The sequence below is a fragment of the Methyloversatilis sp. RAC08 genome (assembly GCF_001713355.1).
Classification (GTDB): Bacteria; Pseudomonadota; Gammaproteobacteria; order Burkholderiales; family Rhodocyclaceae; genus Methyloversatilis.
In genome coordinates this window covers 272,086-293,256 of sequence record NZ_CP016448.1, presented here as the reverse complement: position 1 = coordinate 293,256, position 21,171 = coordinate 272,086, and the positions used below count along the sequence as shown (strand labels likewise).

General features: G+C 64.6%; 27 protein-coding genes. 16 read left to right on the top strand and 11 right to left on the bottom strand.

Annotated features, from left to right (window positions below):
• Nucleotide 1 precedes the first annotated feature (1 nt).
• The 3 genes from BSY238_RS01390 to BSY238_RS01380 all read right to left on the bottom strand — a co-directional run bounded on the left by BSY238_RS01390 (nt 2) and on the right by BSY238_RS01380 (nt 1,479).
• Complete coding sequence (locus tag BSY238_RS01390; RefSeq protein ID WP_069037574.1) at nt 2–391, bottom strand: type II toxin-antitoxin system VapC family toxin; 390 nt, start codon at nt 389–391, stop codon at nt 2–4.
• Nucleotides 391–603, bottom strand: a complete 213-nt coding sequence (locus tag BSY238_RS01385) for an AbrB/MazE/SpoVT family DNA-binding domain-containing protein (protein ID WP_069037573.1) — start codon at nt 601–603, stop codon at nt 391–393. Before BSY238_RS01385 ends, BSY238_RS01390 begins: the two co-directional genes overlap by 1 nt.
• Before the next feature lie 78 nt (nt 604–681).
• Nucleotides 682–1,479, bottom strand: coding sequence for an inositol monophosphatase family protein (locus BSY238_RS01380; protein WP_069037572.1), 798 nt, complete (start codon nt 1,477–1,479; stop codon nt 682–684).
• A 179-nt stretch (nt 1,480–1,658) separates the two neighbouring features.
• On the opposite strand from BSY238_RS01380, the gene BSY238_RS01375 reads away from it, so the two are divergent.
• The 15 genes from BSY238_RS01375 to ftsB all read left to right on the top strand — a co-directional run bounded on the left by BSY238_RS01375 (nt 1,659) and on the right by ftsB (nt 14,321).
• Nucleotides 1,659–2,375, top strand: a complete 717-nt coding sequence (locus BSY238_RS01375; RefSeq protein WP_236952606.1) for an RNA methyltransferase — start codon at nt 1,659–1,661, stop codon at nt 2,373–2,375.
• A 157-nt stretch (nt 2,376–2,532) separates the two neighbouring features.
• Nucleotides 2,533–3,306, top strand: a complete 774-nt coding sequence (cysE, locus tag BSY238_RS01370; RefSeq protein WP_069037570.1) for a serine O-acetyltransferase — start codon at nt 2,533–2,535, stop codon at nt 3,304–3,306.
• Between the two features lie 113 nt (nt 3,307–3,419).
• Nucleotides 3,420–3,902: a Fe-S cluster assembly transcriptional regulator IscR gene (gene iscR, locus BSY238_RS01365; protein ID WP_069037569.1), complete on the top strand. Its 483-nt coding sequence runs from the start codon at nt 3,420–3,422 to the stop codon at nt 3,900–3,902.
• Between the two features lie 2 nt (nt 3,903–3,904).
• Complete coding sequence (locus tag BSY238_RS01360; RefSeq protein WP_069037568.1) at nt 3,905–5,044, top strand: cysteine desulfurase family protein; 1,140 nt, start codon at nt 3,905–3,907, stop codon at nt 5,042–5,044.
• Nucleotides 5,045–5,069: 25 nt separating this feature from the next.
• Nucleotides 5,070–6,281 carry an IscS subfamily cysteine desulfurase gene (locus tag BSY238_RS01355; RefSeq protein WP_069037567.1) on the top strand — a complete coding sequence of 404 codons (1,212 nt, stop codon included), beginning with the start codon at nt 5,070–5,072 and terminating at the stop codon, nt 6,279–6,281.
• Nucleotides 6,282–6,314: 33 nt separating this feature from the next.
• A complete protein-coding gene (gene iscU, locus BSY238_RS01350) occupies nt 6,315–6,722 on the top strand; it encodes a Fe-S cluster assembly scaffold IscU (RefSeq protein ID WP_069037566.1) in 408 nt (135 codons plus the stop codon).
• A gap of 10 nt (nt 6,723–6,732) precedes the next feature.
• Nucleotides 6,733–7,056 (top strand): iron-sulfur cluster assembly protein IscA, encoded by a 324-nt coding sequence (iscA, locus tag BSY238_RS01345; protein ID WP_069037565.1) that lies wholly within the window; start codon nt 6,733–6,735, stop codon nt 7,054–7,056.
• Nucleotides 7,057–7,085: 29 nt separating this feature from the next.
• A complete protein-coding gene (gene hscB, locus BSY238_RS01340; protein ID WP_069037564.1) occupies nt 7,086–7,652 on the top strand; it encodes a Fe-S protein assembly co-chaperone HscB in 567 nt (188 codons plus the stop codon).
• On the top strand, nt 7,652–9,514 hold the full coding sequence (hscA, locus tag BSY238_RS01335; RefSeq protein ID WP_069037563.1) for a Fe-S protein assembly chaperone HscA: 1,863 nt from the start codon (nt 7,652–7,654) through the stop codon (nt 9,512–9,514). The genes hscB and hscA overlap by 1 nt, the downstream gene beginning before the upstream one ends.
• A gap of 18 nt (nt 9,515–9,532) precedes the next feature.
• Nucleotides 9,533–9,874: an ISC system 2Fe-2S type ferredoxin gene (gene fdx / locus BSY238_RS01330; protein ID WP_069037562.1), complete on the top strand. Its 342-nt coding sequence runs from the start codon at nt 9,533–9,535 to the stop codon at nt 9,872–9,874.
• Between the two features lie 5 nt (nt 9,875–9,879).
• Entirely contained in the window at nt 9,880–10,074 is a 195-nt protein-coding gene (iscX, locus tag BSY238_RS01325; protein WP_069040369.1) for a Fe-S cluster assembly protein IscX, read from the top strand.
• Between the two features lie 103 nt (nt 10,075–10,177).
• Nucleotides 10,178–11,857: a CTP synthase gene (locus BSY238_RS01320; RefSeq protein WP_069037561.1), complete on the top strand. Its 1,680-nt coding sequence runs from the start codon at nt 10,178–10,180 to the stop codon at nt 11,855–11,857.
• Nucleotides 11,854–12,696, top strand: coding sequence for a 3-deoxy-8-phosphooctulonate synthase (kdsA, locus tag BSY238_RS01315; protein ID WP_069037560.1), 843 nt, complete (start codon nt 11,854–11,856; stop codon nt 12,694–12,696). Before BSY238_RS01320 ends, kdsA begins: the two co-directional genes overlap by 4 nt.
• Nucleotides 12,697–12,747: 51 nt before the next feature.
• Nucleotides 12,748–14,034 carry a phosphopyruvate hydratase gene (eno, locus tag BSY238_RS01310; RefSeq protein ID WP_069037559.1) on the top strand — a complete coding sequence of 429 codons (1,287 nt, stop codon included), beginning with the start codon at nt 12,748–12,750 and terminating at the stop codon, nt 14,032–14,034.
• Nucleotides 14,035–14,036: 2 nt separating this feature from the next.
• Nucleotides 14,037–14,321 (top strand): cell division protein FtsB, encoded by a 285-nt coding sequence (gene ftsB, locus BSY238_RS01305; protein WP_069037558.1) that lies wholly within the window; start codon nt 14,037–14,039, stop codon nt 14,319–14,321.
• A 6-nt stretch (nt 14,322–14,327) separates the two neighbouring features.
• On the opposite strand, the gene BSY238_RS01300 is transcribed toward ftsB, so the two are convergent.
• From BSY238_RS01300 to BSY238_RS01285, 4 genes are all read right to left on the bottom strand, one after another.
• Nucleotides 14,328–14,888, bottom strand: a complete 561-nt coding sequence (locus BSY238_RS01300) for a C40 family peptidase (RefSeq protein ID WP_069037557.1) — start codon at nt 14,886–14,888, stop codon at nt 14,328–14,330.
• The gene (locus tag BSY238_RS01295; protein WP_069037556.1) at nt 14,875–15,576 is read right to left on the bottom strand and encodes an SIMPL domain-containing protein; all 702 of its coding nucleotides are present in this window, start codon (nt 15,574–15,576) and stop codon (nt 14,875–14,877) included. Before BSY238_RS01295 ends, BSY238_RS01300 begins: the two co-directional genes overlap by 14 nt.
• 58 nt (nt 15,577–15,634) lie before the next feature.
• Nucleotides 15,635–15,868, bottom strand: coding sequence for a hypothetical protein (locus BSY238_RS01290; protein ID WP_069037555.1), 234 nt, complete (start codon nt 15,866–15,868; stop codon nt 15,635–15,637).
• 65 nt (nt 15,869–15,933) lie between these two features.
• On the bottom strand, nt 15,934–16,464 hold the full coding sequence (locus BSY238_RS01285; RefSeq protein WP_069037554.1) for a gamma carbonic anhydrase family protein: 531 nt from the start codon (nt 16,462–16,464) through the stop codon (nt 15,934–15,936).
• A 187-nt stretch (nt 16,465–16,651) separates the two neighbouring features.
• On the opposite strand from BSY238_RS01285, the gene BSY238_RS01280 reads away from it, so the two are divergent.
• Nucleotides 16,652–16,924 (top strand): hypothetical protein, encoded by a 273-nt coding sequence (locus tag BSY238_RS01280; RefSeq protein WP_069040368.1) that lies wholly within the window; start codon nt 16,652–16,654, stop codon nt 16,922–16,924.
• Between the two features lie 381 nt (nt 16,925–17,305).
• Here the strand turns inward: BSY238_RS01280 and fchA are convergent, their stop codons facing one another.
• The 4 genes from fchA to BSY238_RS01260 all read right to left on the bottom strand — a co-directional run bounded on the left by fchA (nt 17,306) and on the right by BSY238_RS01260 (nt 21,081).
• The gene (gene fchA / locus BSY238_RS01275; protein WP_069040367.1) at nt 17,306–17,929 is read right to left on the bottom strand and encodes a methenyltetrahydrofolate cyclohydrolase; all 624 of its coding nucleotides are present in this window, start codon (nt 17,927–17,929) and stop codon (nt 17,306–17,308) included.
• Between the two features lie 9 nt (nt 17,930–17,938).
• Nucleotides 17,939–18,799, bottom strand: coding sequence for an NADP-dependent methylenetetrahydromethanopterin/methylenetetrahydrofolate dehydrogenase (locus tag BSY238_RS01270; protein WP_069037553.1), 861 nt, complete (start codon nt 18,797–18,799; stop codon nt 17,939–17,941).
• A 60-nt stretch (nt 18,800–18,859) separates the two neighbouring features.
• The gene (locus tag BSY238_RS01265; protein WP_069037552.1) at nt 18,860–19,810 is read right to left on the bottom strand and encodes a D-2-hydroxyacid dehydrogenase; all 951 of its coding nucleotides are present in this window, start codon (nt 19,808–19,810) and stop codon (nt 18,860–18,862) included.
• A gap of 83 nt (nt 19,811–19,893) precedes the next feature.
• Nucleotides 19,894–21,081, bottom strand: a complete 1,188-nt coding sequence (locus BSY238_RS01260) for an aminotransferase class V-fold PLP-dependent enzyme (RefSeq protein WP_069037551.1) — start codon at nt 21,079–21,081, stop codon at nt 19,894–19,896.
• Nucleotides 21,082–21,171: the final 90 nt, after the last annotated feature.

Sequence of the window (21,171 nt, the reverse complement as noted above, 5' to 3'; positions counted from 1 at the left end):
CTCAGGCCGCCTTCGGAAAAAGCCGCACGCCCGGCAGCCCTTCGAAGTGCCGGTCACACGTGATCAGCTCGGCCTTGTACTCGCGCGCCGTGGCATACACGATGGCATCGGCTGTCGCGAGCCGATGCGCGCGATGCAGGTCAGCCGCGAGCAGGGCGATGCGGGTGTCGAGCGGTGCGATGACGCATTTCAGCGTGTAGGCGATGACCTGATCGGCCTTGTCATCGCCGACTTCGCGCATCAGCCATTTCGACAGTTCGAGCTGCACGATGGTGGGCACGATGCACTGCGGGCGCTCCGGCAGTGCCTTGCCGACGATTTCGCCGAGGTCGCTGCCGATCAGCCACTCGATCCACGCCGAGGTATCGACCACGCGCGCGGCGGCCGCCATCAATAACGGTCCTCGCGGTCGCGTGTGTCCGCGGTCGATGCGCCCCGGGCGATGCCGGCAAGCTGCGCGGCATCGGGTACCGGCATCATCAGCACGCCTTTGCCTTTCGGTATGAACACGAATTCCTGACCTGCCTCCCAGTGCTGCGCCTCGCGTACGGCCTTGGGAATGGAAATCTGGAACTTGCTGGACAGCATGGCAGTATTTGACATGGTCGTACCTGATGCTGATCGATCGGAATTTAGTAAGAATAATCGTTCGCGACCGGTGCCGCCACGGGCGAGCCGCGTTCAGCTGCGCAGCGCGTCCGTCAGGTGCGGTTCGATCGCGGCGAGCAGGGCCGGGAAGATGCGCGGCGTCGAGGCGACCAGATTGCCGCTGTCCAGATAGCCGGTTTCACCGGTCAGATTGCCGACCAGACCGCCGGCTTCGGTGACCAGCAGGGCGCCGGCGGCGATGTCCCACGGCGACAGGCCGATTTCGAAGAAGCCGTCGAAGCGGCCGCAGGCGACATAGGCCAGATCGAGCGCGGCGGCACCCGGGCGGCGCAGGCCGGAGGTCTTTTCCATCAGGTCCTTGAACATGCCCAGATAGGCATCGACGTGATCCCACACCCGGTACGGAAAGCCGGTGCCTATCAGTGCCTCGCCCAGCTTGGCACGGCGCGACACGCGGATGCGGCGGTCGTTCAGGAAGGCGCCGCGGCCGCGGCTGGCGGTGAACAGCTCGTTGCGCACCGGGTCGAACACGACGGCCGACTGCATCAGGCCCCGGTGTTCGAGCGCGATCGACACCGCGTACTGCGGCATGCCGTGGATGAAGTTGGTCGTGCCGTCGAGCGGATCGATGATCCAGCGGTACTCGGACTCGCCGGACGCGCCGCTCTCTTCCGCCAGGATGGCGTGGTCCGGATAGGCTTCGCGCAGGATGCCGATGATGGCGTCCTCGGCGGCGCGGTCGACTTCGGTGACGAAGTCGTTCTGGCGCTTGCTGCTGACTTTCAGCAGGTCTACATCCTGGCTGGCGCGGGTGATGATCTGGCCTGCGCGGCGGGCGGCCTTGACGGCGGTGGTGAGCGTCGGATGCATGGAAGGTGTCTGTGCGCGGACCGTGCGGTCCGCATGTCGGCGGGAAAGCCGAGCATTTTAGGGGCTGTTGCGATTTAATTCGAGGCCCGCACCGGAATTCACCTCTGACCGCTGACCCGATGGACGCCCCTTCTCTCCTTTCTGATCGTCACGCCGCCCTTGACCGGGTGCGCGTGGTCATGTCCCACACCACCCATCCGGGCAACATCGGCGCCTGCGCGCGGGCGATGAAGGTGATGGGGCTGTCGCGCCTCTATCTGGTCAATCCGAAGCATTTTCCGCATGACGAAGCGGTCGCGATGAGTTCCGGCGCGACCGACGTGCTGGACAGTGCAGTGGTGGTCGATACGATCGAAGCCGCGCTGGCCGGCACCGTTGCGCAGGCGGCGCTGACGGCACGTCGTCGCGAAATGGCGCTGCCGGTGCGCGACGTCAGGTCGGCGGCGACCGAACTGGCGGCGCTGCTGGCTACTGGCGACGCCGAGGTGGCGCTGGTGTTCGGCACCGAAAGTTCGGGACTCACCAATGAAGAAGTGGCGATGTGTTCGCTGCCGGTCACCATTTCGACCAGCGAAACCTACCGCTCGCTGAATGTGGCGGCGGCGGCCCAGATCATGTGCCACGAACTGCGCGTGGCCGTCGCCGCCGCGCCGGCCGCTGTCGGCGAAGCGCCGGCCCTGGCCAGTCACGAAGGACTGGAAAGCCTGTACGCGCTGCTCGAACAGCTGATGCTCGACGCGGGCTTTCTCGACCGGGTCAATCCGGGCCGTGCCATGCCGCGCCTGCGCCGCCTGTTCGGACGTACCCAGGTCGAGGCGGAAGAACTGCATCTGCTGATGGGCGCGCTGAAGGCGATCGGCGGCATTCCGAAAAAGCGCCCGGGGTCGAACGGATAAGGTCGGTTGCCGTCCGCGCTGTGGCATCCACGACAGCGATTCCGCGGGTGGCCACGGCGGACGATGGACAGACCCTGACGCAGGTGCACAAAAACCGACTAAAATCGTCGGGTTTCAACTGGCCGCGAACGCCACCGGCGTTTCATGGGGAAAACGGATGTTCCATCACCTGCGCGAAGATATTGCGAGCGTGCTTGCACGCGACCCGGCGGCACGTTCGTCGTTCGAAGTCCTGACCTGCTACCCGGGCATCCACGCGCTGATCCTGCACCGCATGGCGCACGCCTGCTGGGGCGCGGGTCTGCACTGGCTGGGGCGCTTCATTTCGCACATCGGCCGCGTGCTGACCGGCATCGAAATCCACCCGGGTGCATCCATCGGGCGGCGCGTGTTCATCGATCACGGCATGGGCGTGGTGGTCGGCGAAACGGCGGTCATCGGCGACGACTGCACCATCTATCAGGGGGTGACGCTGGGCGGCACCTCGCTGTACCGCGGCGCCAAGCGTCATCCCACGCTCGGTCGCGGCGTCGTGATCGGCGCCGGCGCCCAGGTGCTGGGCGGTTTTGACGTCGGTGACGGCGCCAAGATCGGTTCCTGCGCAGTCGTCGTGAAGCCCGTTCCGGCCGGTGCCACTGCGGTCGGCAATCCGGCGCGCATCATCGAAGCCAGTGAGCCGGGCGCCGACGACGAGAAGAAGCGGCGGGCCGAACAGGCCGGCTTCACAGCTTATGGGGTCACCCGCGACATGGAAGACCCGATGGCCAAGGCGCTCACTGCGCTGGTTGATCACGCGCTCGAGAACGACCGGCGCATCGCCTGCCTGATGGAAAAGCTGGAACGGGCAGGTGTCAGGCTCGACGACGAGGCGCGCGAGGAAATGGCCGATCACTCGCGGGTGGATCTGGACAAGATCAGGCCGAATTGTTGACTGAACTTGTCGGGAATTATAAAGTCGACTGAATTGATCGGGAATTGGACTGTGTGCTCATTCGCGAACCCAAGCGTGGATTCCCTGAGCCACTCCATCGAGGAGATCGCATCATGAGACTGACTACCAAAGGCCGCTTCGCCGTCACCGCGATGCTGGATCTTGCACTGCGCCAGGACAATGGTCCGGTGACGCTGGCCGGCGTGGCCGAGCGCCAGCGCATCAGCCTGTCCTATCTCGAACAGCTGTTCGGCAAGCTGCGTCGCCAGGAACTGGTGGCCAGCGTGCGCGGGCCGGGCGGCGGTTACTGCCTGGCGCGCGACGCGCGCAAGATTTCGGTCGCCCAGATCATCACCGCGGTCGATGAGCCGCTGGACGCCACGCAGTGCGGCGGCAAGGAAAACTGTCTGGATGAACATCGCTGCATGACGCACGACCTGTGGTCGAGCCTGAGTCGGCGCATGTATGACTACCTGGATTCGGTGAATCTGCACGAACTGATGGTGCAGCAGCGCGACAAGACGACCCATCGCGTGGTCGTGCACGACCATGCTGCACGACCGGGTGTGTCCGAATTGGTGCGGGTGCAGCTCTGATCATGTTCGCTCCGGTCTATCTCGATCACAACGCCAGTACGCCGCTCGCCGATGCGGTGCGCGAAGCGATGCTGCCGTGGCTGGGCGCGCGCTTCGGCAATGCGTCGAGCCGGCACGAGTACGGGCGCGCTGCGCGCCGGGCGATCGACGAGGCACGGGCACAGGTGGCTGCCGCAGTGAATGCGCATCCGACAGAAGTGGTGTTTACCAGCGGCGGCTCGGAAGCGAACAATCTGTTCATCAAGGGTGCGGCCGCGCGACTCAAGCCGGGCGCGATCGCGATTTCGGCGATCGAGCACCCATGCGTGCGCGAGCCGGCACGCCAGTTGGTGCGCCGCGGCTGGGCGCTGAAGGAACTGCCGGTCGACGCGCAGGGCAGGGTGCAGGTCGACGGCTTCGATTGGCAGGCGTCCCTGGTGTCGGTCATGCTCGCGAATAACGAAACCGGCGTGCTGCAGGACGTTTCGACGCTGGCGTTGCAGGTACGCCGCGCCGGCGGCTGGCTGCACACCGATGCGGTGCAGGCGCTGGGCAAGATCGCGGTCGATTTCCGCGCGCTGGGCGTGTCGGCGATGACGCTTTCGGCACACAAGATCGGCGGTCCGCAGGGTGCGGGCGCACTCATTCTGGACAAGCGGGTCGATATCGAGCCGCTGATCGCCGGCGGAGGTCACGAACACGGCCTGCGCTCCGGCACCGAAAACATCGCGGCGATCGTCGGTTTCGGCGTTGCCTGCGCGCTGGCGATGTCGCAGCCGGCGGCGCGCCGCGAACAGCTTGAAGCGCAGCGCGAACGCATCGAACGCTGCGTGCTGGCACTCGGCGGCACGGTATTCGGTGCGCAGGCGCTGCGTCTGCCGAACACCTGCTATTTCGCGCTCGATCACATCGATGGCGAAACGCTGGTCGGCAAACTCGACCGCGCAGGCTTCGCGGTGGCCAGTGGTTCGGCCTGCTCGAGCGCGTCACCGGAGCCATCGCGCACGCTGACCGCGATGGGCGTGCCGCAGGAACAGGCGCGCGGGGCGGTGCGCGTGAGCACCGGCGCAATGACGAAGATGCAGGATGTCGATGATTTTTGCAGCGCGCTGGCGCAGGTGGCGGATCAGCTCCGTGGCCTGCGGGCGATGGCTGAAGCGTAATGAAGAACCCGAAGGAGCAACCTGAATGCTGAAATTTCCGATCTATCTCGACTACTCGGCGACCACCCCGGTCGACCCGCGCGTTGCGGCCAAGATGATTCCCTACCTGACCGAGCACTTCGGCAATCCGGCGTCGCGCAGCCACGCCTATGGCTGGGAAACCGAAGCGGCCGTCGAAGAGGCGCGCGAGCAGGTTGCCCGTCTGGTGAATGCCGATCCGAAGGAAATCGTCTGGACCTCGGGTGCCACCGAATCGAACAACCTCGCCATCAAGGGCGCGGCGCATTTCTATTCCGGCAAGGGCAAGCACATCATCACGCTGCGTACCGAACACAAGGCGGTGCTCGATACCTTCCGCGAACTCGAACGCGAAGGCTTCGAAGCCACCTATCTCGATCCGCAGCCCAATGGCCTGATCGACATGGATGCGTTCAAGGCGGCGCTGCGTCCGGACACCGTGCTGGTGTCCATCATGTTCGTGAACAACGAGATCGGCGTCATCCAGCCGGTCGCCGAACTGGGCGAAATCTGCCGCGAAAAGGGCATCATCTTCCACGTCGATGCGGCGCAGGCGACCGGCAAGGTGGTCATCGATCTCGACAAGCTGAAGGTCGACCTGATGTCGTTCTGCGCGCACAAGACCTACGGGCCTAAGGGCATCGGCGCGCTGTACGTTCGCCGCAAGCCGCGCATCCGCCTCGAAGCGCAGATCCATGGCGGCGGTCACGAGCGCGGCATGCGCTCCGGCACGCTGGCCACGCACCAGATCGTCGGCATGGGCGAAGCCTTCCGCATTGCGCGTGAGGAAATGGGCGCCGAGAACGAGCGTGTGCGCATGCTGCGCGACCGTCTGCTGAAGGGCCTGTCGGACATCGAGGCGACCTTCGTCAATGGCGACCTCGAAGCGCGCGTGCCGCACAACCTGAACATCAGCTTCGCCTACGTCGAAGGCGAATCATTGATCATGGCGATCAAGGATGTCGCGGTGTCGTCCGGCTCGGCCTGTACTTCGGCCAGCCTTGAACCGTCCTACGTGCTGCGCGCGCTCGGCCGCGAAGACGAGCTCGCGCACAGCTCGATCCGCTTCTCGATCGGCCGCTTCACGACCGAAGAGGAAATCGATTTCACGATAGACCTGCTGCACCGCAAGATCGGCAAGCTGCGCGAGTTGTCGCCGCTGTGGGAAATGGTGCAGGAAGGTGTTGATTTGAATAGCGTCCAGTGGGCCCACCACTGATTGCGCGTGCACGGCGACTGAAGGAGAACTGTTATGGCCTATAGCGAAAAACTGCTGGATCACTACGAAAACCCGCGCAACGTCGGCGCATTCGGCAAGGACGACGAAGACGTCGGTACCGGCATGGTCGGTGCGCCGGCCTGCGGCGACGTGATGAAGCTGCAGATCAAGGTGGGTGCGGACGGCATCATCGAAGATGCGAAATTCAAGACCTATGGCTGCGGCTCGGCCATCGCGTCGAGTTCGCTGGTGACCGAATGGGTCAAGGGCAAGACGCTCGACGAGGCGATGACCATCAAGAACACCGCGATCGCCGAAGAACTGGCACTGCCGCCGGTGAAGATCCACTGCTCCATCCTCGCGGAAGATGCCATCAAGGCGGCGATCGACGACTACCGCAAGAAGCACGGCGATACGGCCGCGTCGGCTGCAGCGGCGTAAGGAGAGCGACATGGGCGTGACACTGACCGAAAAAGCAGCCACACACGTGAGCAACTACATCGCCAAGCGCGGCCGCGGCGTCGGCCTGCGCCTGGGCGTGCGCACCAGCGGCTGTTCCGGCATGGCGTACAAGCTCGAGTTCGCCGACGACATGACGCCGGAAGACCTGATTTTCGAAAGCCACGGCGTGAAGGTGCTGATCGACCCGAAAAGCCTGGCCTATCTCGAAGGCACCGAACTCGACTTCGTGCGCGAAGGCCTGAACGAAGGCTTCAAGTTCAACAACCCGAACGTCAAGGACGAGTGCGGTTGCGGCGAAAGCTTCAATGTCTGAGTGGCGATCGCCACCGACAACACTGAACGATGACTCCTGACCCCACCGCCTCCGGCCTGCCGGACGTCGAACTGTTCGGTCGCGACCACTTCGAGCTGTTCGCGTTGCCGCGCCGCTTCGTCATCGACGAGCGCTCGCTCGAATCGCGCTACCACGAGCTGCAGTCGTCGGTGCACCCTGACCGCCATGCCAGCCGACCGGAAGCCGAGCGGCGGCTGTCGATGCAGTGGTCGACGCGCATCAATGAAGCCTACCGGCTGCTGCGTACGCCGCTGACTCGAGCGCGCTACCTGCTGGAACTGGATGGCATTGACGTGGCGGCGGAGAACAACACCGCGATGCCCGGCGATTTCCTGATGCAGCAGATGGAATGGCGCGAGGCACTCGATGAGGCGCGCGACGCCCGTGATGCCGGCGCGCTCGACGAACTTGCGCGCATGCTGCGGCACGCCCGGCGCGACGCCGAAGCGCTGCTGGTCCGGCAGCTGGATGCAGAACACGACACCGCCGGCGCAGCCGCGACGGTGCGCCGCATGATGTTCATCGCCCGTTTGGCGGAAGACATTGCCGAAGCACACGAAACACTGGACAACTGATGGCCCTGCTGCAGATCGCCGAACCCGGCGAATCCACCGCACCGCACCAGCACAGGCTGGCCGCGGGCATCGACCTCGGAACGACCAATTCACTGGTGGCCAGCGTGCGCAATGGCGTGCCGCTGGTGCTGAACGACGAGCACGGCCGTGCGCTGCTGCCGTCCGTGGTGCGTTATCTCGCGGATGGAACGGCCGTGGTCGGCCATGCTGCGCGCGCCGCACAGGCACAGGACCCGCGCAACACGATCGCCTCGGTCAAGCGCTTCATGGGACGCGGCGTTGCCGATGTCGCGCATGTCGAATCGATGCCCTATGTATTCGAGGACGCGCCCGGCATGGTGCGGCTGCGCACCGCACAGGGCGCGAAAAGCCCGGTCGAAGTGTCGGCCGACATTCTGCGCGTGCTGCGCGAGCGGGCTGAAGCCAGCCTCGGCGGGCCGCTGACCGGCGCGGTCATCACCGTACCGGCCTATTTCGACGATGCGCAGCGTCAGGCCACGAAGGACGCTGCCCGGCTGGCCGGTCTCGATGTGCTGCGTCTGCTGAACGAACCGACGGCCGCCGCGATCGCCTATGGCCTGGACAACGCCTCCGAAGGCATCTACGCGGTGTACGACCTGGGCGGCGGCACTTTCGATATTTCCATCCTGAAGCTTTCGCGCGGTGTGTTCGAGGTACTGGCCACCAGCGGCGACGCCGCACTGGGCGGCGATGATTTCGACCATCGGGTCTATTGCTGGCTCATCGAGGCATCGCGCATCGGTCCGCCCAGCCTGGAAGATATGCGTGCGCTGTACATGGAAGCCCGGCGCGCGAAGGAAGCACTCAGCGGGGCCGACGACGTGCATGTCGGGCTCAAGCTGTCGTCGGGCGACGAGATCGACGTGCGTCTCACGCGCGAAGCGTTCGCCGCCATGACGAAGACGCTGGTCGACAAGACGCTGGTGCCGACGCGCAAGGCGCTGCGCGACGCCGGCTTGTCGGTTGAGGACGTCAAGGGCGTGGTCATGGTGGGCGGCGCCACGCGCATGCCGCAGGTGCAGCGCGCAGTGGGCGAATTCTTCGGTCAGGTGCCGCTGACCAATCTCGATCCGGACAAGGTGGTGGCCATCGGCGCCGCTATCCAGGCCAATGTGCTGGCCGGCAATCGCGCGGCCGGTGAAGACTGGCTGCTGCTCGACGTCATTCCGCTGTCGCTCGGTCTGGAAACCATGGGCGGCCTGGTCGAGAAGATCATTCCGCGCAATTCGACGATACCGACCGCACGCGCGCAGGAATTCACCACCTATCGCGACGGCCAGACTGCGATGGCCATTCATGTGCTGCAGGGCGAGCGCGAGCGCGTCACCGACTGCCGTTCGCTGGCCCGCTTCGAGCTGCGGGGCATTCCGCCGATGGTGGCGGGCGCGGCACGCATCCGCGTGTCGTTCCAGGTGGATGCCGACGGCCTGCTGGCCGTGTCCGCGCGCGAACTGGGCACCGGCATCGAAGCACGCATCGAGGTCAAGCCGAGTTACGGGCTGGGCGACGACGAAGTCGCACGCATGCTGCGTGACGGCTTCGATCACGTACAGGATGACATCGCGGCACGCGCGCTGGCGGAACAGAAGGTGGACGCCACACGCCTGATCGACGCCACGCAGACTGCGTTGGCTGCCGACGGCGATCTGCTCGACGACGCCGAACGGGTCGCGGTCGATAGGGCTGTCCGCGCACTGGCCGAAGTCGTTGGAGGCGACGACACGGCGGCGCTGCGCGCCGCTGTCGACGTGCTTGGCCGCGCCACCGACGAGTTCGCCGCGCGCCGCATGAATCGTGGCATCCAGCGTGCGCTGGCCGGACGCAGCATCGAATCACTCTGATTGACGGAACACCGCGCAATGACCCAGATCGTCGTATTGCCCCATGTCGAGCTGTGCCCGGACGGTGCGGTGTTCGATGCCGAGCCCGGCACCACCATCTGCGACGCGCTGCTGGCCAATGGCATCGAAATCGAACATGCGTGCGAGAAGTCGTGCGCCTGCACGACCTGTCACGTCGTCGTGCGCGAAGGCTCCCGCAGTCTCGAGCCGGCCGAAGAGCTCGAGGAAGATCTGCTGGACAAGGCCTGGGGACTGGAGCCGAATTCGCGCCTGTCCTGTCAGGCGGCAGTGGCCGGCGAGCCGCTGGTGATCGACATTCCCCGCTACACGATCAATATGGTCAGTGAAGGAAAGAGGTGAGCACCATGAAATGGACCGATTCGCTCGAGATTGCGATTGCGCTGACCGAGGCACACCCCGACGTCGACCCGGGCAACGTGCGCTTCACCGACCTGATGCAGTGGGTGCTCGATCTGCCCGACTTCGATGACGACCCGAAGCGCTGCGGCGAAAAGATCCTCGAAGCCATTCAGCTGGCCTGGATCGACGAGGCGGACTGACGCCAGCCGAGGCAGCCCGGTCAGGGTCGTATTTGCCTGGCGGTCGGCTTCAAGCTGCGGGACTTTTCCGGTAAACTAGGAATTTCCCGCTGCAGTGCAATAAATGACAAAGTACGTGTTCGTCACCGGCGGTGTGGTGTCCTCGCTAGGCAAGGGCATCGCAGCCGCGTCACTGGGCGCGATTCTCGAATCGCGTTCCATCCGTGTCACCCATCTGAAGCTTGACCCCTACATCAACGTCGATCCGGGCACGATGAGCCCGTTTCAGCACGGCGAGGTGTTCGTCACCGAAGACGGCGCCGAAACCGACCTCGATCTGGGTCACTACGAACGCTTCACGCACGCCCGCATGGGCAAGCGCAACAACTTCACCACCGGCCAGATCTACGAGGCGGTGATCAAGAAGGAGCGCCGGGGCGAGTATCTGGGCAAGACGGTTCAGGTCATCCCGCACATCACCGACGAAATCAAGCTCTACATCAAGCGCGGCGCCGAAGGCGCGGATGTCGCCATCGTCGAGGTCGGCGGCACGGTCGGCGACATCGAATCGCTGCCCTTCCTCGAAGCCATCCGGCAGATGGGCATCGAAGAAGGCCGCGCCAACACCTGCTTCATCCACCTGACGCTGGTGCCCTACATCGCCACCGCGGGCGAACTTAAAACCAAGCCGACCCAGCACTCGGTCAAGGAATTGCGCGAGATCGGCATCCAGCCCGACGTGCTGCTGTGCCGCTCCGACCGCGTGGTGCCGGACGACGAGCGCCGCAAGATCGCGCTGTTCACCAATGTGCTGCCCGAGGCGGTCATTTCGGTGGTCGACGCCGACAGCATCTACAAGATTCCGGCCATGCTGCACGACCAGATGCTGGATGAAATCGTCTGCCACAAGCTGAACATCCTGGCCCGCGCGGCCGACCTGAGCACCTGGAAGCGCATGATCGACGCGCTGGAAAATCCGGAGCGCGACGTCGATATCGCCTTCGTCGGCAAGTACGTCGACCTGACCGAATCGTACAAGTCGCTTTCCGAGGCCTTGATCCACGCCGGCATCCAGACGCGCTCGCGCATCAACATCCACTACATCGATTCAGAAGCCGTCGAGCGGTCGACCGACGGCGGGCGAGCATTGCTCGATCCGATGGACGCGATCCTGGTGCCTGGCGGCTTCGGCCGGCGCGGCGTCGAGGGCAAGATCGGCGCCATCCGCTATGCGCGCGAAAACGGCGTGCCGTATCTGGGCATCTGTCTGGGCATGCAGCTGGCGGTGGTCGAATACGCCCGCAACGTGGCCGGTCTGACCGGCGCGCACAGCACCGAATTCGAGCGCGACACGCCGCATCCGGTGATCGGCCTGATCACCGAGTGGATGAGCGCCGAAGGCAAGCTGGAGCGGCGCGACGAGTCGTCCGACATCGGCGGCACGATGCGCCTGGGTGGTCAGAACTGCCAGCTGGGCGAAGACAGTCTGGCGCGGGAGATCTACGGCAAGGCACAGATCGTCGAGCGCCATCGCCACCGGTACGAAGTGAACAACCAGTATCTGGCGCAGCTGGAAAAGGTCGGCTTGCGCGTGTCCGGCCGTTCGCTCGATTCGGTCGACCCGCTGTGCGAAATGATCGAGCTGCCGGACCATCCGTGGTTCGTCGCCTGTCAGTTCCACCCGGAATTCACGTCCACGCCGCGCGCCGGACATCCGCTGTTCACCGCCTTCGCCCGTGCTGCGCTGGCCCGTCAGGACGCGCGCGGCATGGTCAAGCGCTCGTCGCACAAGGTGACCTCATGAAACTGTGCGGATTCGATGTCGGCCTCGACAAGCCCTTCTTCCTGATTGCCGGTCCGTGCGTGATCGAATCGCGCGACATGGCGTTCGACACCGCCGGCCAGCTGAAGGAAATCACCGCGCGTCTGGGTATCCCCTTCATCTACAAGTCGTCGTTCGACAAGGCCAACCGCAGCTCGGGTACCAGCTTCCGCGGCCCGGGCATGCAGAAGGGCCTGGAAATACTGGCCGACGTGAAGCGCGAACTGGGCGTGCCGGTGCTGACCGACGTGCACACCGCGGAAGAGGCGCCGATCGTTGCGCAGTATGTCGACGTACTGCAGACGCCAGCCTTCCTGTGCCGCCAGACCGACTTCATCCACGCCTGCGCCGCCACCGGCAAGCCGGTGAACATCAAGAAGGGCCAGTTCCTCGCGCCGGGCGACATGAAGCACGTCGTCGCGAAGGCTAAGGAAGCCAATGGCGGCGCTGACACCATCATGGTGTGCGAGCGCGGCGTGTCCTTCGGCTACAACAATCTGGTGTCCGACATGCGTTCGCTGGCCATCATGCGCGAAACCGCGTGCCCGGTCGTTTTCGACGCCACCCATTCGGTGCAGTTGCCGGGCGGGCAGGGTGCGTCGTCCGGCGGTCAGCGCGAATTCGTGCCGGTGCTGGCACGCGCTGCCGTGGCGGTCGGCATCGCCGGGCTGTTCATGGAAAGTCATCCGGACCCGGCCAAGGCGATGTCGGACGGGCCGAACGCCTGGCCGCTACCGATGATGGCCGCGCTGCTCGAGCAGTTGCGCGACCTCGACGCGGTCACGAAACGCTACGGCTTTCTCGAATCCGCGCTCGCCTGAGTGCGCGCCGATTATTCATAATTTGTCTTCTTACCCAGGAACCCAGCGACCATGAGTGCAATTGTCGATGTCGTCGCGCGCGAGATTCTAGATTCGCGCGGCAATCCCACCGTTGAAGCGGACGTGCTGCTGGAGTCCGGCATCATGGGTCGCGCCGCCGTGCCGTCCGGTGCCTCGACCGGTTCGCGCGAAGCGATCGAGCTGCGCGACGGCGACAAGGACCGCTACCTCGGCAAGGGCGTGCTGGCCGCGGTCGAAAACGTCAATACCGAAATTTCCGAAGCCATTATCGGTCTGGACGCCGAAGAACAGGCCTTCATCGACCGTACGCTGATCGAACTCGACGGCACCGAAAACAAGGGCCGCCTCGGCGCCAATGCGATGCTTGCGGTGTCGATGGCGGTGGCCAAGGCGGCGGCCGAAGAAGCCGGACTGCCGCTGTACCGCTATTTCGGTGGTTCGGGCGGCATGGCGATGCCGGTGCCGATGATGAATGTCATCAACGGTGGCGCGCACGCCAACAACAGCCTCGATTTCCAGGAATGCATGATCATGCCGGTCGGCGCATCGAGCTTCCGCGAGGCGCTGCGCGCCGGCGCGGAAATCTTCCATGCGCTGAAGAAGCTGACCGACAAGAAGGGTTTCCCGACCACGGTCGGTGACGAGGGCGGTTTCGCGCCCAACGTCGGCAGTGCCGAAGAGGCGCTGAACATGATTCTCGATGCGGTCAGCGCGGCCGGCTACGAGCCGGGCACCGACATCGTGCTGGCGCTCGACTGCGCAGCGTCCGAGTTCTACAAGAACGGCAAGTACCACCTCGAAGGTGCCGGCCTGACGATGGAATCGGCGCAGCTGGTCGATTACCTTGCGACGCTGGCCGACAAGTATCCCATCGTCAGCATCGAAGACGGCATGGCGGAAAACGACTGGGATGGCTGGAAGCTGCTGACCGACCGTCTGGGCAGTCGCGTGCAGATCGTCGGCGACGACCTGTTCGTCACCAACACCAAGATCCTGAAGGAAGGCATTTCGCGCGGCATCGCCAATTCCATCCTGATCAAGATCAACCAGATCGGCACGCTGACAGAAACCTTCGCGGCGGTCGAAATGGCCAAGCGCGCCAGCTACACCGCGGTCATTTCGCACCGTTCGGGCGAAACAGAAGACAGCACCATCGCCGACATCGCGGTCGGGCTGAACGCAATGCAGATCAAGACCGGTTCGCTGAGCCGTTCGGACCGCATCGCCAAGTACAACCAGCTGCTGCGCATCGAGGAAGATCTCGGTGATACGGCGTGGTATCCCGGTGCTTCCGCGTTCTACAACCTGCGCAAGTAGCCATGACGCGCCATTGGCCTGCCTTGATGCTGGTGGCGCTGATTGCGGTGCTGCAGTACCCGCTCTGGCTCGGCAAGGGCGGGTGGCTGCAGGCTTGGGAAGCCGGCCGCGCGCTGGACGCCCAGCGCGACCTCAACACCCGGCTGGAAGCGCGCAATGCCGCGCTTGACGCCGACGTGAAGGATCTGAAAACCGGCTTCGACGCGGTCGAAGAGCGGGCGCGCACCGAACTCGGGCTGATCAAGCCGGGTGAGGTGTTCGTGCAGATTCCGAACGACAGACCCTGACCCTCATCACCCCTCGCGCCTGAGCGTGCGCAGGCCGCTGATGCGTGCGGCAAACCAGCCGCTGTCCAGCCTGTCCGTCCGTACATATTTCCCGCGTGTGCTCGGTGCATGGATGAAACGCCCCTCGCCGGCGTAGATGCCCATGTGCGAATGCGGCGTGCCATTGGTGTTGAAGAACACCAGATCTCCGGGTGCCAGCGCACTGCGGTCGATCGGCCGCGCGATCTTCGCGATCTGCGCGGCATTGTGCGGCAGCCGCACGCCAGCGACCTGTTCGTAGATCCAGCTCACCATGCCGCTGCAGTCCAGCCCGCTGTCCGGATTGCGGCCGCCGAACTGGTAATGGTTGCCGATCAGGCCGAGCGCGTAGATCACCGCATCCTGCGCGTGCGTGTCGTCGGCGAGCTGTATCCGGCCGGCCGGGCGAGGCGGTACGGCGGGTTGTTCGGCCGGTGTGCCGGCCGTTTTTCCGGACGGCGGCAACGCCGCCTGTTCCGGCAGGCTGCCGCAGGCGGTGAGCAAAAACGCCAGCGATAGCGCAGTGAGCCTGCGATTACCGGCGTTCAATCTCGATCTGTCCGCTGATCGATACCGCCACGCGCGACTCGCCGGCTTCGACCGGCATGTCCGCCATCGCTTCGGCCATGACCGCCTTGCTGCGCATCATCATCGGACGCGGTGTCGGCATGCCGCCGGTGTGATTCACGTTCATGTGCAGGATGCGCCACGACTTGCCGAGGGAATCGGCGACGATTTTCGCACGTGCATTGAAGGCGGCGATGCCGTCGGCGATCGCGTCGTTCTCGGCCTGCCGCGAAGCCTCTTCGCTCGGCTCCAGCGTCAGCTGGCCGACCGCAAGCTGGCTCTGCAACTTGCCCAGCAGTTCGGAAATGGCGGCCTGATCCTTCGATTCGAGCAGCAGTTCCGAACGCATGCGCCAGCTTTCGATGCTGCGGCCGTTCTTGCCATAGACCGGATAGGTCGACGTATTGCCGCTGCGCACCTTCACACTCGAATAGGGCTTGGTGGTCGCAATGGCCGACTGCATGACCGCATTGACCTTCTTCGCCAGCGCGCTCGGCGTGGCGTCACCCATTTCGATGTAGGCCTGGGCGCGGGCAAGGTCATTCGGGGCGAGGCGGGAGGCTTCGGCATTCAGGTCAACCACGATGCCGGCGCGTTCGACGGCGGTGTGGTCGGCGGCCTGGGCGACCGAAAGCGTGGCGGCAAGCAGCAGCCAGAACGGATGTTTCATGGGGGACTCCCGCGATGTGATCAATGCGGGAGTATAACCAGCGCGCTGCGGGCGTCTGTCAGCGCTTGCGACGTACCGGCCGGTCGTCTTCGGTGTCGATGCGGATCGGCGCGCCGAGGTGTTCGCGGTCATCGGGCAGGTGACGCTCGTCGCCCATGGCCGATAGCAGAGCAGCGCCGATCAGCGCGAAGTAGACCAGTACGGCCAGTCCGGCCGCTTCGCTGTTGAAGGCGACCATGATGGCGGGCAGGGCGTGCGCGCCGGTGAAATAGAAGGTGGTGCGTTCGGCCATGTCGATCTCCGCGAGTGAAGTTCTCAGGGGAAATATCGACGCCGCCCGGCGGAACTGAAGTGCGATCAGTCGCGCGGCACGATGGTCAGACCCGATCGGTAGTGCCGCGCCTTGTCGACGTATTGCGCCGAGCCGGCCATCAGTGCCGCGACTTCTTCGTCGCTCAGTTCGCGCACGATGCGGCCGGGCGAGCCGACCACGAGCGATCGGTCGGGAATGACACGGCCTTCCGGAATCAGCGCATTGGCGCCGATCAGGCAGTTGCGGCCGACGACGGCACGGTTCATCACCACCGCCTTGATGCCGATCAGCGATCCGTCACCGATGGTGCAGCCGTGCAGCATGGCCTGATGACCGACCGTGACGTCGTCGCCGATGGTCAGCGGCACACCCTCGTCGATGTGCAGCACCGCACCGTCCTGCACGTTGCTGCGTTCGCCGACGACGATGCGGTCATTGTCGGCCCGGATGACGGCGCCGAACCACACGCTGCTGTCGGCCTTGAGTACGACTTCGCCGATCACGGTCGCGGTGGACGCGATCCACGCGGAAGGATGGATGTCGGGCTGCTGGTCGTCGATGCTGTAGATGGTCATGCTTGCTTCCGTTTGCCTGTGAAGGCGGTGAATCAGGACACTCTGGACAAGCGGATACGCCATCGCCGTCCGAACGCTGTTTGCGCATTACACTCTTGTTGCAATGCAAACAGGGCGCGATTGTAAGCGCAAGCGCACAGGGTCTTGCAAGCAAGGGGTAGTTTTACCGTCGTGCCGGAGAATGCAGATGAACGAAAAACTGGGCAGGTCGCTGGACGATTTCGAAGCCGGGCGCATCGACATGGATGCCCTGATCGCCACCTGGCGCCTCCACGGCGTCGAGGACGCGCATGTGCCGGCAAAGTGGCGCGAAGTGCTCGACGGCCTGCTGATGCGGCTCGAATCCGCCCGGTTGTTTTCGCAGGACAGCTGCTCGTTCAGCCGCAGCGAACTGCTCGCAACGATGCGCGAATGGCTCGCGCGGGCCCAGGCCCAGGCCCAGGTGCAGGCGCAGCAGTGAGGCGGGGCGGGAGTTTGGGGTGTTGGGCATCGCTGCGCTCACCCCAACCTACGGGTGAGGCGGTTTGAATGGGCGGGCTGTGTGCGCGGCGTGTGCGGGTGCGGCGTGCGGGTGTTGGGCATCGCTGCGCTCACCCCAACCTACGGGTGGGTGCGGTTTGAATGGGCGGGCTGTGGGCGGCGCGTGCGGGTGGGGCGTGTTGGTGTTGGGCATCGCGGCGCTCAGCCCGACCTGCGGGTGAGCAGCCGGAGTGTCTGGACTGTAGGTTGGGGTGAGCGCAGCGATGCCCAACATGGGCTCGTGATCGAGCGCCGACGACTTTCGCCCGCGCGCGAAAAAAAAGGGCGCCCGAGGGCGCCCCTTCATGAGCAGGCAGAAGCCTCAGAGCTTGCTCTTGACCACTTCGACCACGCGATCGGCTTCCGCCACCCACTTGGCCAGCAGCGCGTCGGTTTCGGCGCGACGCGATGCGGCGAAGTCGGCGTCCTTGATGCTGGGCACGTTGATGTCGACGTTCAGCGCCGCCGAACGCAGCGCCGCCTGGGCGGCCAGCGCCGCCACGCCGGCGTCTGACACGACGTTCCTGTTGCCCTTTTCCGCCGCGATCAGGCTCAACGCGATCACGTCGGCGCAGGCGCGGGCGCAGGCCAGCGGTGCGTCGGTGGCCATCTTCAGACCGTCCTGGATCGCGGCCGAGCGTGCAGCCTTCTGCTCGTCCGTGTCCTTGGGCAGGCCGTAGGCGGCCATCAGGCCGTCAAAGGCTTCGACGTCGGCGCGGATGAAATCGGTCAGCGTTGCACGCAGGCCTTCGGCTTGTGCCAGCAGGTCCTTCATGTCGCCTTCCACTTCCGCGTACGCCTTCTTGCCGATGGTCAGGTTGCACACCATGCTGACCAGCGCCGCGCCCATGCCGCCCATGATGGCCGCGGCACTGCCGCCGCCCGGCGTGGGTGCGCTGCTGGCCAGTTCGTCCAGAAAGGTGGTGACAGGCTTGTCCTTGATCATGGTCATCGCTCAGCCCACCATCGTCTTGGCCATCGCGTAGATTTCCGGCGCATCCAGCGTGATGTCGTTGCTTTCGAACAGCTTGGCCACGCAGGCGCGCTGCAGCGCGATCTTCAACGCACCGAAACCGATGGCGCCGAATACGATCTTGCCGTGCTTCACCGCGCCCTTGTCCATCATGTCGATGCCTTCGATGCCCAGCGGCGGTGTGGCATTGGCGTCAGCCATCATTTCCAGCGTCGGGTTGTCCTTCCAGTGACGCTCTTCGAGCAGCTGGATGCCGCCGGCGCCGGTCGCGATGACGATGTTCGCGCCTTCGATCGCTCGACCGCGCGCATCGTTGTCGGCCGCTTCGGCCACGCCGACGTCGAGGTTGAACGTGGCCTTCAGCTGCTTCGCCGCGTCTTCCGCGGTGGCCAGCTTGCGCGACACCAGCGTGACCGTCGCACCTTCGCTGGCCAGCATGACGGCGGCGCGCGTGCCCACCGGACCGGTGCCGCCGAGGATGACGACCTTCTTGCCCTTGAGCGGACCGCGGTGACCCAGCCACGCGACGCAGGCGGCCGCGGTGGTGTTCGAACCGTTGCTGTCGAGCATGACCGACACGCGGAAGTTGCTGAAGAACTTCTTCTTCACCGCCTTGAACAGGGCTTCGCCTTCGGCCATGTTGCTGCCGCCGATGAAGATCGCGGTGTTCTTCTTGTCCTTCGGTGCGCGCGTGAAGATGGCGCCATCGACCATGGCACCGACGTTGTGCGGATGCACGCCGCCGTAGCCGATCACGTGATCGGCGCCGCCGTCGTTGCACACCACGTTGTCGAACACCGACGGATGTTCGTCGGTATCGAATTGATAGAGCAGTTTTTTCATTGTCGTCTCTCGCTGTCTCGATGAACGCCGCGCCGCCGACAGGGGCGCGGCGAACGGTTTTCAGGTCACGGTGTTGACCGGGCTGCCCTTGACGTAGGCTTCCACATTGTCGATCAACTGGTCGGCCAGGAACTGCATGGCGCCGTCGGACGCCCACGCGACGTGCGGCGTCAGGATGAAGTTGGGCAGGCGCAGGTCAAGCAGCGGGTTGCCTTCCTTCGGCGGCTCCTTGGTCAGCACGTCGAAGCCGGCACCGCCGATGACGCCTTCCTTCAGCGCGGTCACCAGATCTTCCTCATGCACCAGGCCGCCACGCGCCGTGTTGATCAGGATGGCGCTGCGCTTCATCTTCCTGAACTGCGGCATGCTGAACATGTTGCGGCTGTCCGCGGTCAGCGGGCAGTGCAGCGAAATGATGTCGGACTCGGCCAATACCTGTTCGACCGGCGTGAATTCCACACCCGGCGCCTTCGGGCCTTCGTGGTCGGCGAACAGCACCTTCATGCCGAAGCCGCGTGCGATCTTCGCCGTGCCCTGGCCGAGCGCGCCTTCGCCGAAAATGCCGATGGTGCTGTCGAACAGGTCATGGATCGGGTGATCGAAGAAGCAGAACTGATCCACTTCCTGCCAGCGGCCGCGCTCCACGTCCTGCCGATAGGCCAGGATGCTGCGGCGCAATGCGAGGATCAGCGCGAACGCGTGTTCCGGCACCGTATGAACCGCGTAGTTGCGGATGTTCGACACCGTGATGCCACGCTCGCGGCAGGCCGGAACGTCGATGACGTCGTAGCCGGTGGCGGCGACGCCGATCATCTTCAGGTTCGGCAGCTGGGCCAGCACGTCGCCGCGCAACGCAACCTTGTTGGTGATGGCCACGGTCGCATTCTTGAGGCGCTCGACCACCTGGGCGGGGGAGGTGGTCTCGAATTCTTCCCAGGTGTGCTCGAACGACGGCCGACGCACGGTGGCTTTCAGCGTCGAACGGTCCAGAAACACGACGTGTTGCGACATGCTTTTTCCTCGCAGTGTTTGTAAATGCAAAAAAGGCCGGGCGAACCCGGCCGTTCAAGAGGGGTAAAACGGACGGCGGGCCCTTACTTTACCTGCTGCGTATGGGTACGCCAGTAGGTCGAAGCGGCCGCGACACCGGAACCCGGGGTCACGTTGATGCCGTTGTCGAGCATCGACATTTCGGCACCGGCGATCGCGCTCATCAGCGACAGCAGGTTCAGGTCACCGACGTGGCCGATGCGGAACACCTTGCCGGCGACCTTCGACAGGCCGGCGCCCAGCGACAGGTTGTAGCGAGCGTAGGCGTTGCTGATCACCTTGGCGGCGTCGAAACCTTCCGGCACCAGAATGGCGCTGACGGTGTTCGAATACCACTCGGGCGCCTTGGCGCACAGATTCAGCTTCCAGCCTTCGTGGATCGCGGCGCGCACGCCGTTGGCCAGATATTCGTGGCGGGCGAAGATGTTCTCAAGGCCTTCCTCGAAAATCGTGTCCAGCGCTTCACGCATGCCGTACAGCATCGGAATCGACGGCGTGTAGGGGAAGTAGCCGGTGGCGTTGTTCTTCAGCATGTCGCCGATGTCGAAGTAGCAGCGGCGCGAGGTCGCTCCTTCCATCGCCTTGATCGCCTTCGAGCTCATGCCCAGGATGCCCATGCCGGCCGGCAGCATGAAACCCTTCTGCGAACCGGACACGGTGCAGTCGACGCCCCACTCTTCCATGCGGAAGTCGATGCTGACCAGCGAACTGACCGTATCGACCATCAGCAGCGCCGGGTGACCGGCATTGTCCATGGCCTTGCGCACCTTGCCGATGTCGCTCGAGACGCCGGTGGCGGTTTCGTTCTGGCAGGCCAGCACGGCCTTGATCTTGTGCTCCTTGTCGGCGCGCAGGACTTCTTCGTACTTGTCGTACGGCACGCCGGTGCCCCATTCGGTGTCGATGACCTGCACCTCGAAGCCGAGGCGCTGCGCCATGTCTGCCCACAGGTGGCTGAACTGGCCGAAGCGCGAGCACAGCACCTTGTCGCCCGGCGACAGGGTGTTGGTCAGCGCGGCTTCCCACATGCCGGTGCCCGACGCCGGGAACGTGACGATGGTGCCTTCCGTGGTCTTGAACACCTTCTTCAGGTCGGCCAGAACCGACAGCGTCAGTTCCGGGAACTTGGGCGAGCGGTGATCTTCCTGTGCCACCACCATGGCACGCAGGATACGGTCCGGCGTGTTGGTGGGGCCCGGCACGTACAGATGGTTACGGCCTGCGATACGCATATGTCAATCTCCTGAAATGAATGTTTCTAAGTCTTGAAGGTTCTGAAATCGGGAATTCCCTGGCGGCGTTCATGGCGCTCACGCTCAGGC

What these genes read in the sequence shown, in the direction of transcription:
- fchA (WP_069040367.1), bottom strand. Translation starts at nt 17,929, where the DNA reads ATGATCAAGGACAAGCCTGTCACCACCTTTCTGGACGAACTGGCCAGC.
- iscR (WP_069037569.1), top strand. Translation starts at nt 3,420, where the DNA reads ATGAGACTGACTACCAAAGGCCGCTTCGCCGTCACCGCGATGCTGGAT.
- BSY238_RS01295 (WP_069037556.1), bottom strand. Translation starts at nt 15,576, where the DNA reads ATGAAACATCCGTTCTGGCTGCTGCTTGCCGCCACGCTTTCGGTCGCC.
- BSY238_RS01385 (WP_069037573.1), bottom strand. Translation starts at nt 603, where the DNA reads ATGTCAAATACTGCCATGCTGTCCAGCAAGTTCCAGATTTCCATTCCC.
- BSY238_RS01380 (WP_069037572.1), bottom strand. Translation starts at nt 1,479, where the DNA reads ATGCATCCGACGCTCACCACCGCCGTCAAGGCCGCCCGCCGCGCAGGC.
- BSY238_RS01290 (WP_069037555.1), bottom strand. Translation starts at nt 15,868, where the DNA reads ATGGCCGAACGCACCACCTTCTATTTCACCGGCGCGCACGCCCTGCCC.
- BSY238_RS01285 (WP_069037554.1), bottom strand. Translation starts at nt 16,464, where the DNA reads ATGACCATCTACAGCATCGACGACCAGCAGCCCGACATCCATCCTTCC.
- BSY238_RS01265 (WP_069037552.1), bottom strand. Translation starts at nt 19,810, where the DNA reads ATGTCGCAACACGTCGTGTTTCTGGACCGTTCGACGCTGAAAGCCACC.
- hscA (WP_069037563.1), top strand. Translation starts at nt 7,652, where the DNA reads ATGGCCCTGCTGCAGATCGCCGAACCCGGCGAATCCACCGCACCGCAC.
- ftsB (WP_069037558.1), top strand. Translation starts at nt 14,037, where the DNA reads ATGACGCGCCATTGGCCTGCCTTGATGCTGGTGGCGCTGATTGCGGTG.
- BSY238_RS01270 (WP_069037553.1), bottom strand. Translation starts at nt 18,799, where the DNA reads ATGAAAAAACTGCTCTATCAATTCGATACCGACGAACATCCGTCGGTG.
- eno (WP_069037559.1), top strand. Translation starts at nt 12,748, where the DNA reads ATGAGTGCAATTGTCGATGTCGTCGCGCGCGAGATTCTAGATTCGCGC.
- kdsA (WP_069037560.1), top strand. Translation starts at nt 11,854, where the DNA reads ATGAAACTGTGCGGATTCGATGTCGGCCTCGACAAGCCCTTCTTCCTG.
- BSY238_RS01280 (WP_069040368.1), top strand. Translation starts at nt 16,652, where the DNA reads ATGAACGAAAAACTGGGCAGGTCGCTGGACGATTTCGAAGCCGGGCGC.
- BSY238_RS01390 (WP_069037574.1), bottom strand. Translation starts at nt 391, where the DNA reads ATGGCGGCCGCCGCGCGCGTGGTCGATACCTCGGCGTGGATCGAGTGG.
- iscU (WP_069037566.1), top strand. Translation starts at nt 6,315, where the DNA reads ATGGCCTATAGCGAAAAACTGCTGGATCACTACGAAAACCCGCGCAAC.
- BSY238_RS01375 (WP_236952606.1), top strand. Translation starts at nt 1,659, where the DNA reads ATGTCCCACACCACCCATCCGGGCAACATCGGCGCCTGCGCGCGGGCG.
- BSY238_RS01355 (WP_069037567.1), top strand. Translation starts at nt 5,070, where the DNA reads ATGCTGAAATTTCCGATCTATCTCGACTACTCGGCGACCACCCCGGTC.
- BSY238_RS01320 (WP_069037561.1), top strand. Translation starts at nt 10,178, where the DNA reads ATGACAAAGTACGTGTTCGTCACCGGCGGTGTGGTGTCCTCGCTAGGC.
- iscX (WP_069040369.1), top strand. Translation starts at nt 9,880, where the DNA reads ATGAAATGGACCGATTCGCTCGAGATTGCGATTGCGCTGACCGAGGCA.
- BSY238_RS01260 (WP_069037551.1), bottom strand. Translation starts at nt 21,081, where the DNA reads ATGCGTATCGCAGGCCGTAACCATCTGTACGTGCCGGGCCCCACCAAC.
- hscB (WP_069037564.1), top strand. Translation starts at nt 7,086, where the DNA reads ATGACTCCTGACCCCACCGCCTCCGGCCTGCCGGACGTCGAACTGTTC.
- cysE (WP_069037570.1), top strand. Translation starts at nt 2,533, where the DNA reads ATGTTCCATCACCTGCGCGAAGATATTGCGAGCGTGCTTGCACGCGAC.
- iscA (WP_069037565.1), top strand. Translation starts at nt 6,733, where the DNA reads ATGGGCGTGACACTGACCGAAAAAGCAGCCACACACGTGAGCAACTAC.
- fdx (WP_069037562.1), top strand. Translation starts at nt 9,533, where the DNA reads ATGACCCAGATCGTCGTATTGCCCCATGTCGAGCTGTGCCCGGACGGT.
- BSY238_RS01360 (WP_069037568.1), top strand. Translation starts at nt 3,905, where the DNA reads ATGTTCGCTCCGGTCTATCTCGATCACAACGCCAGTACGCCGCTCGCC.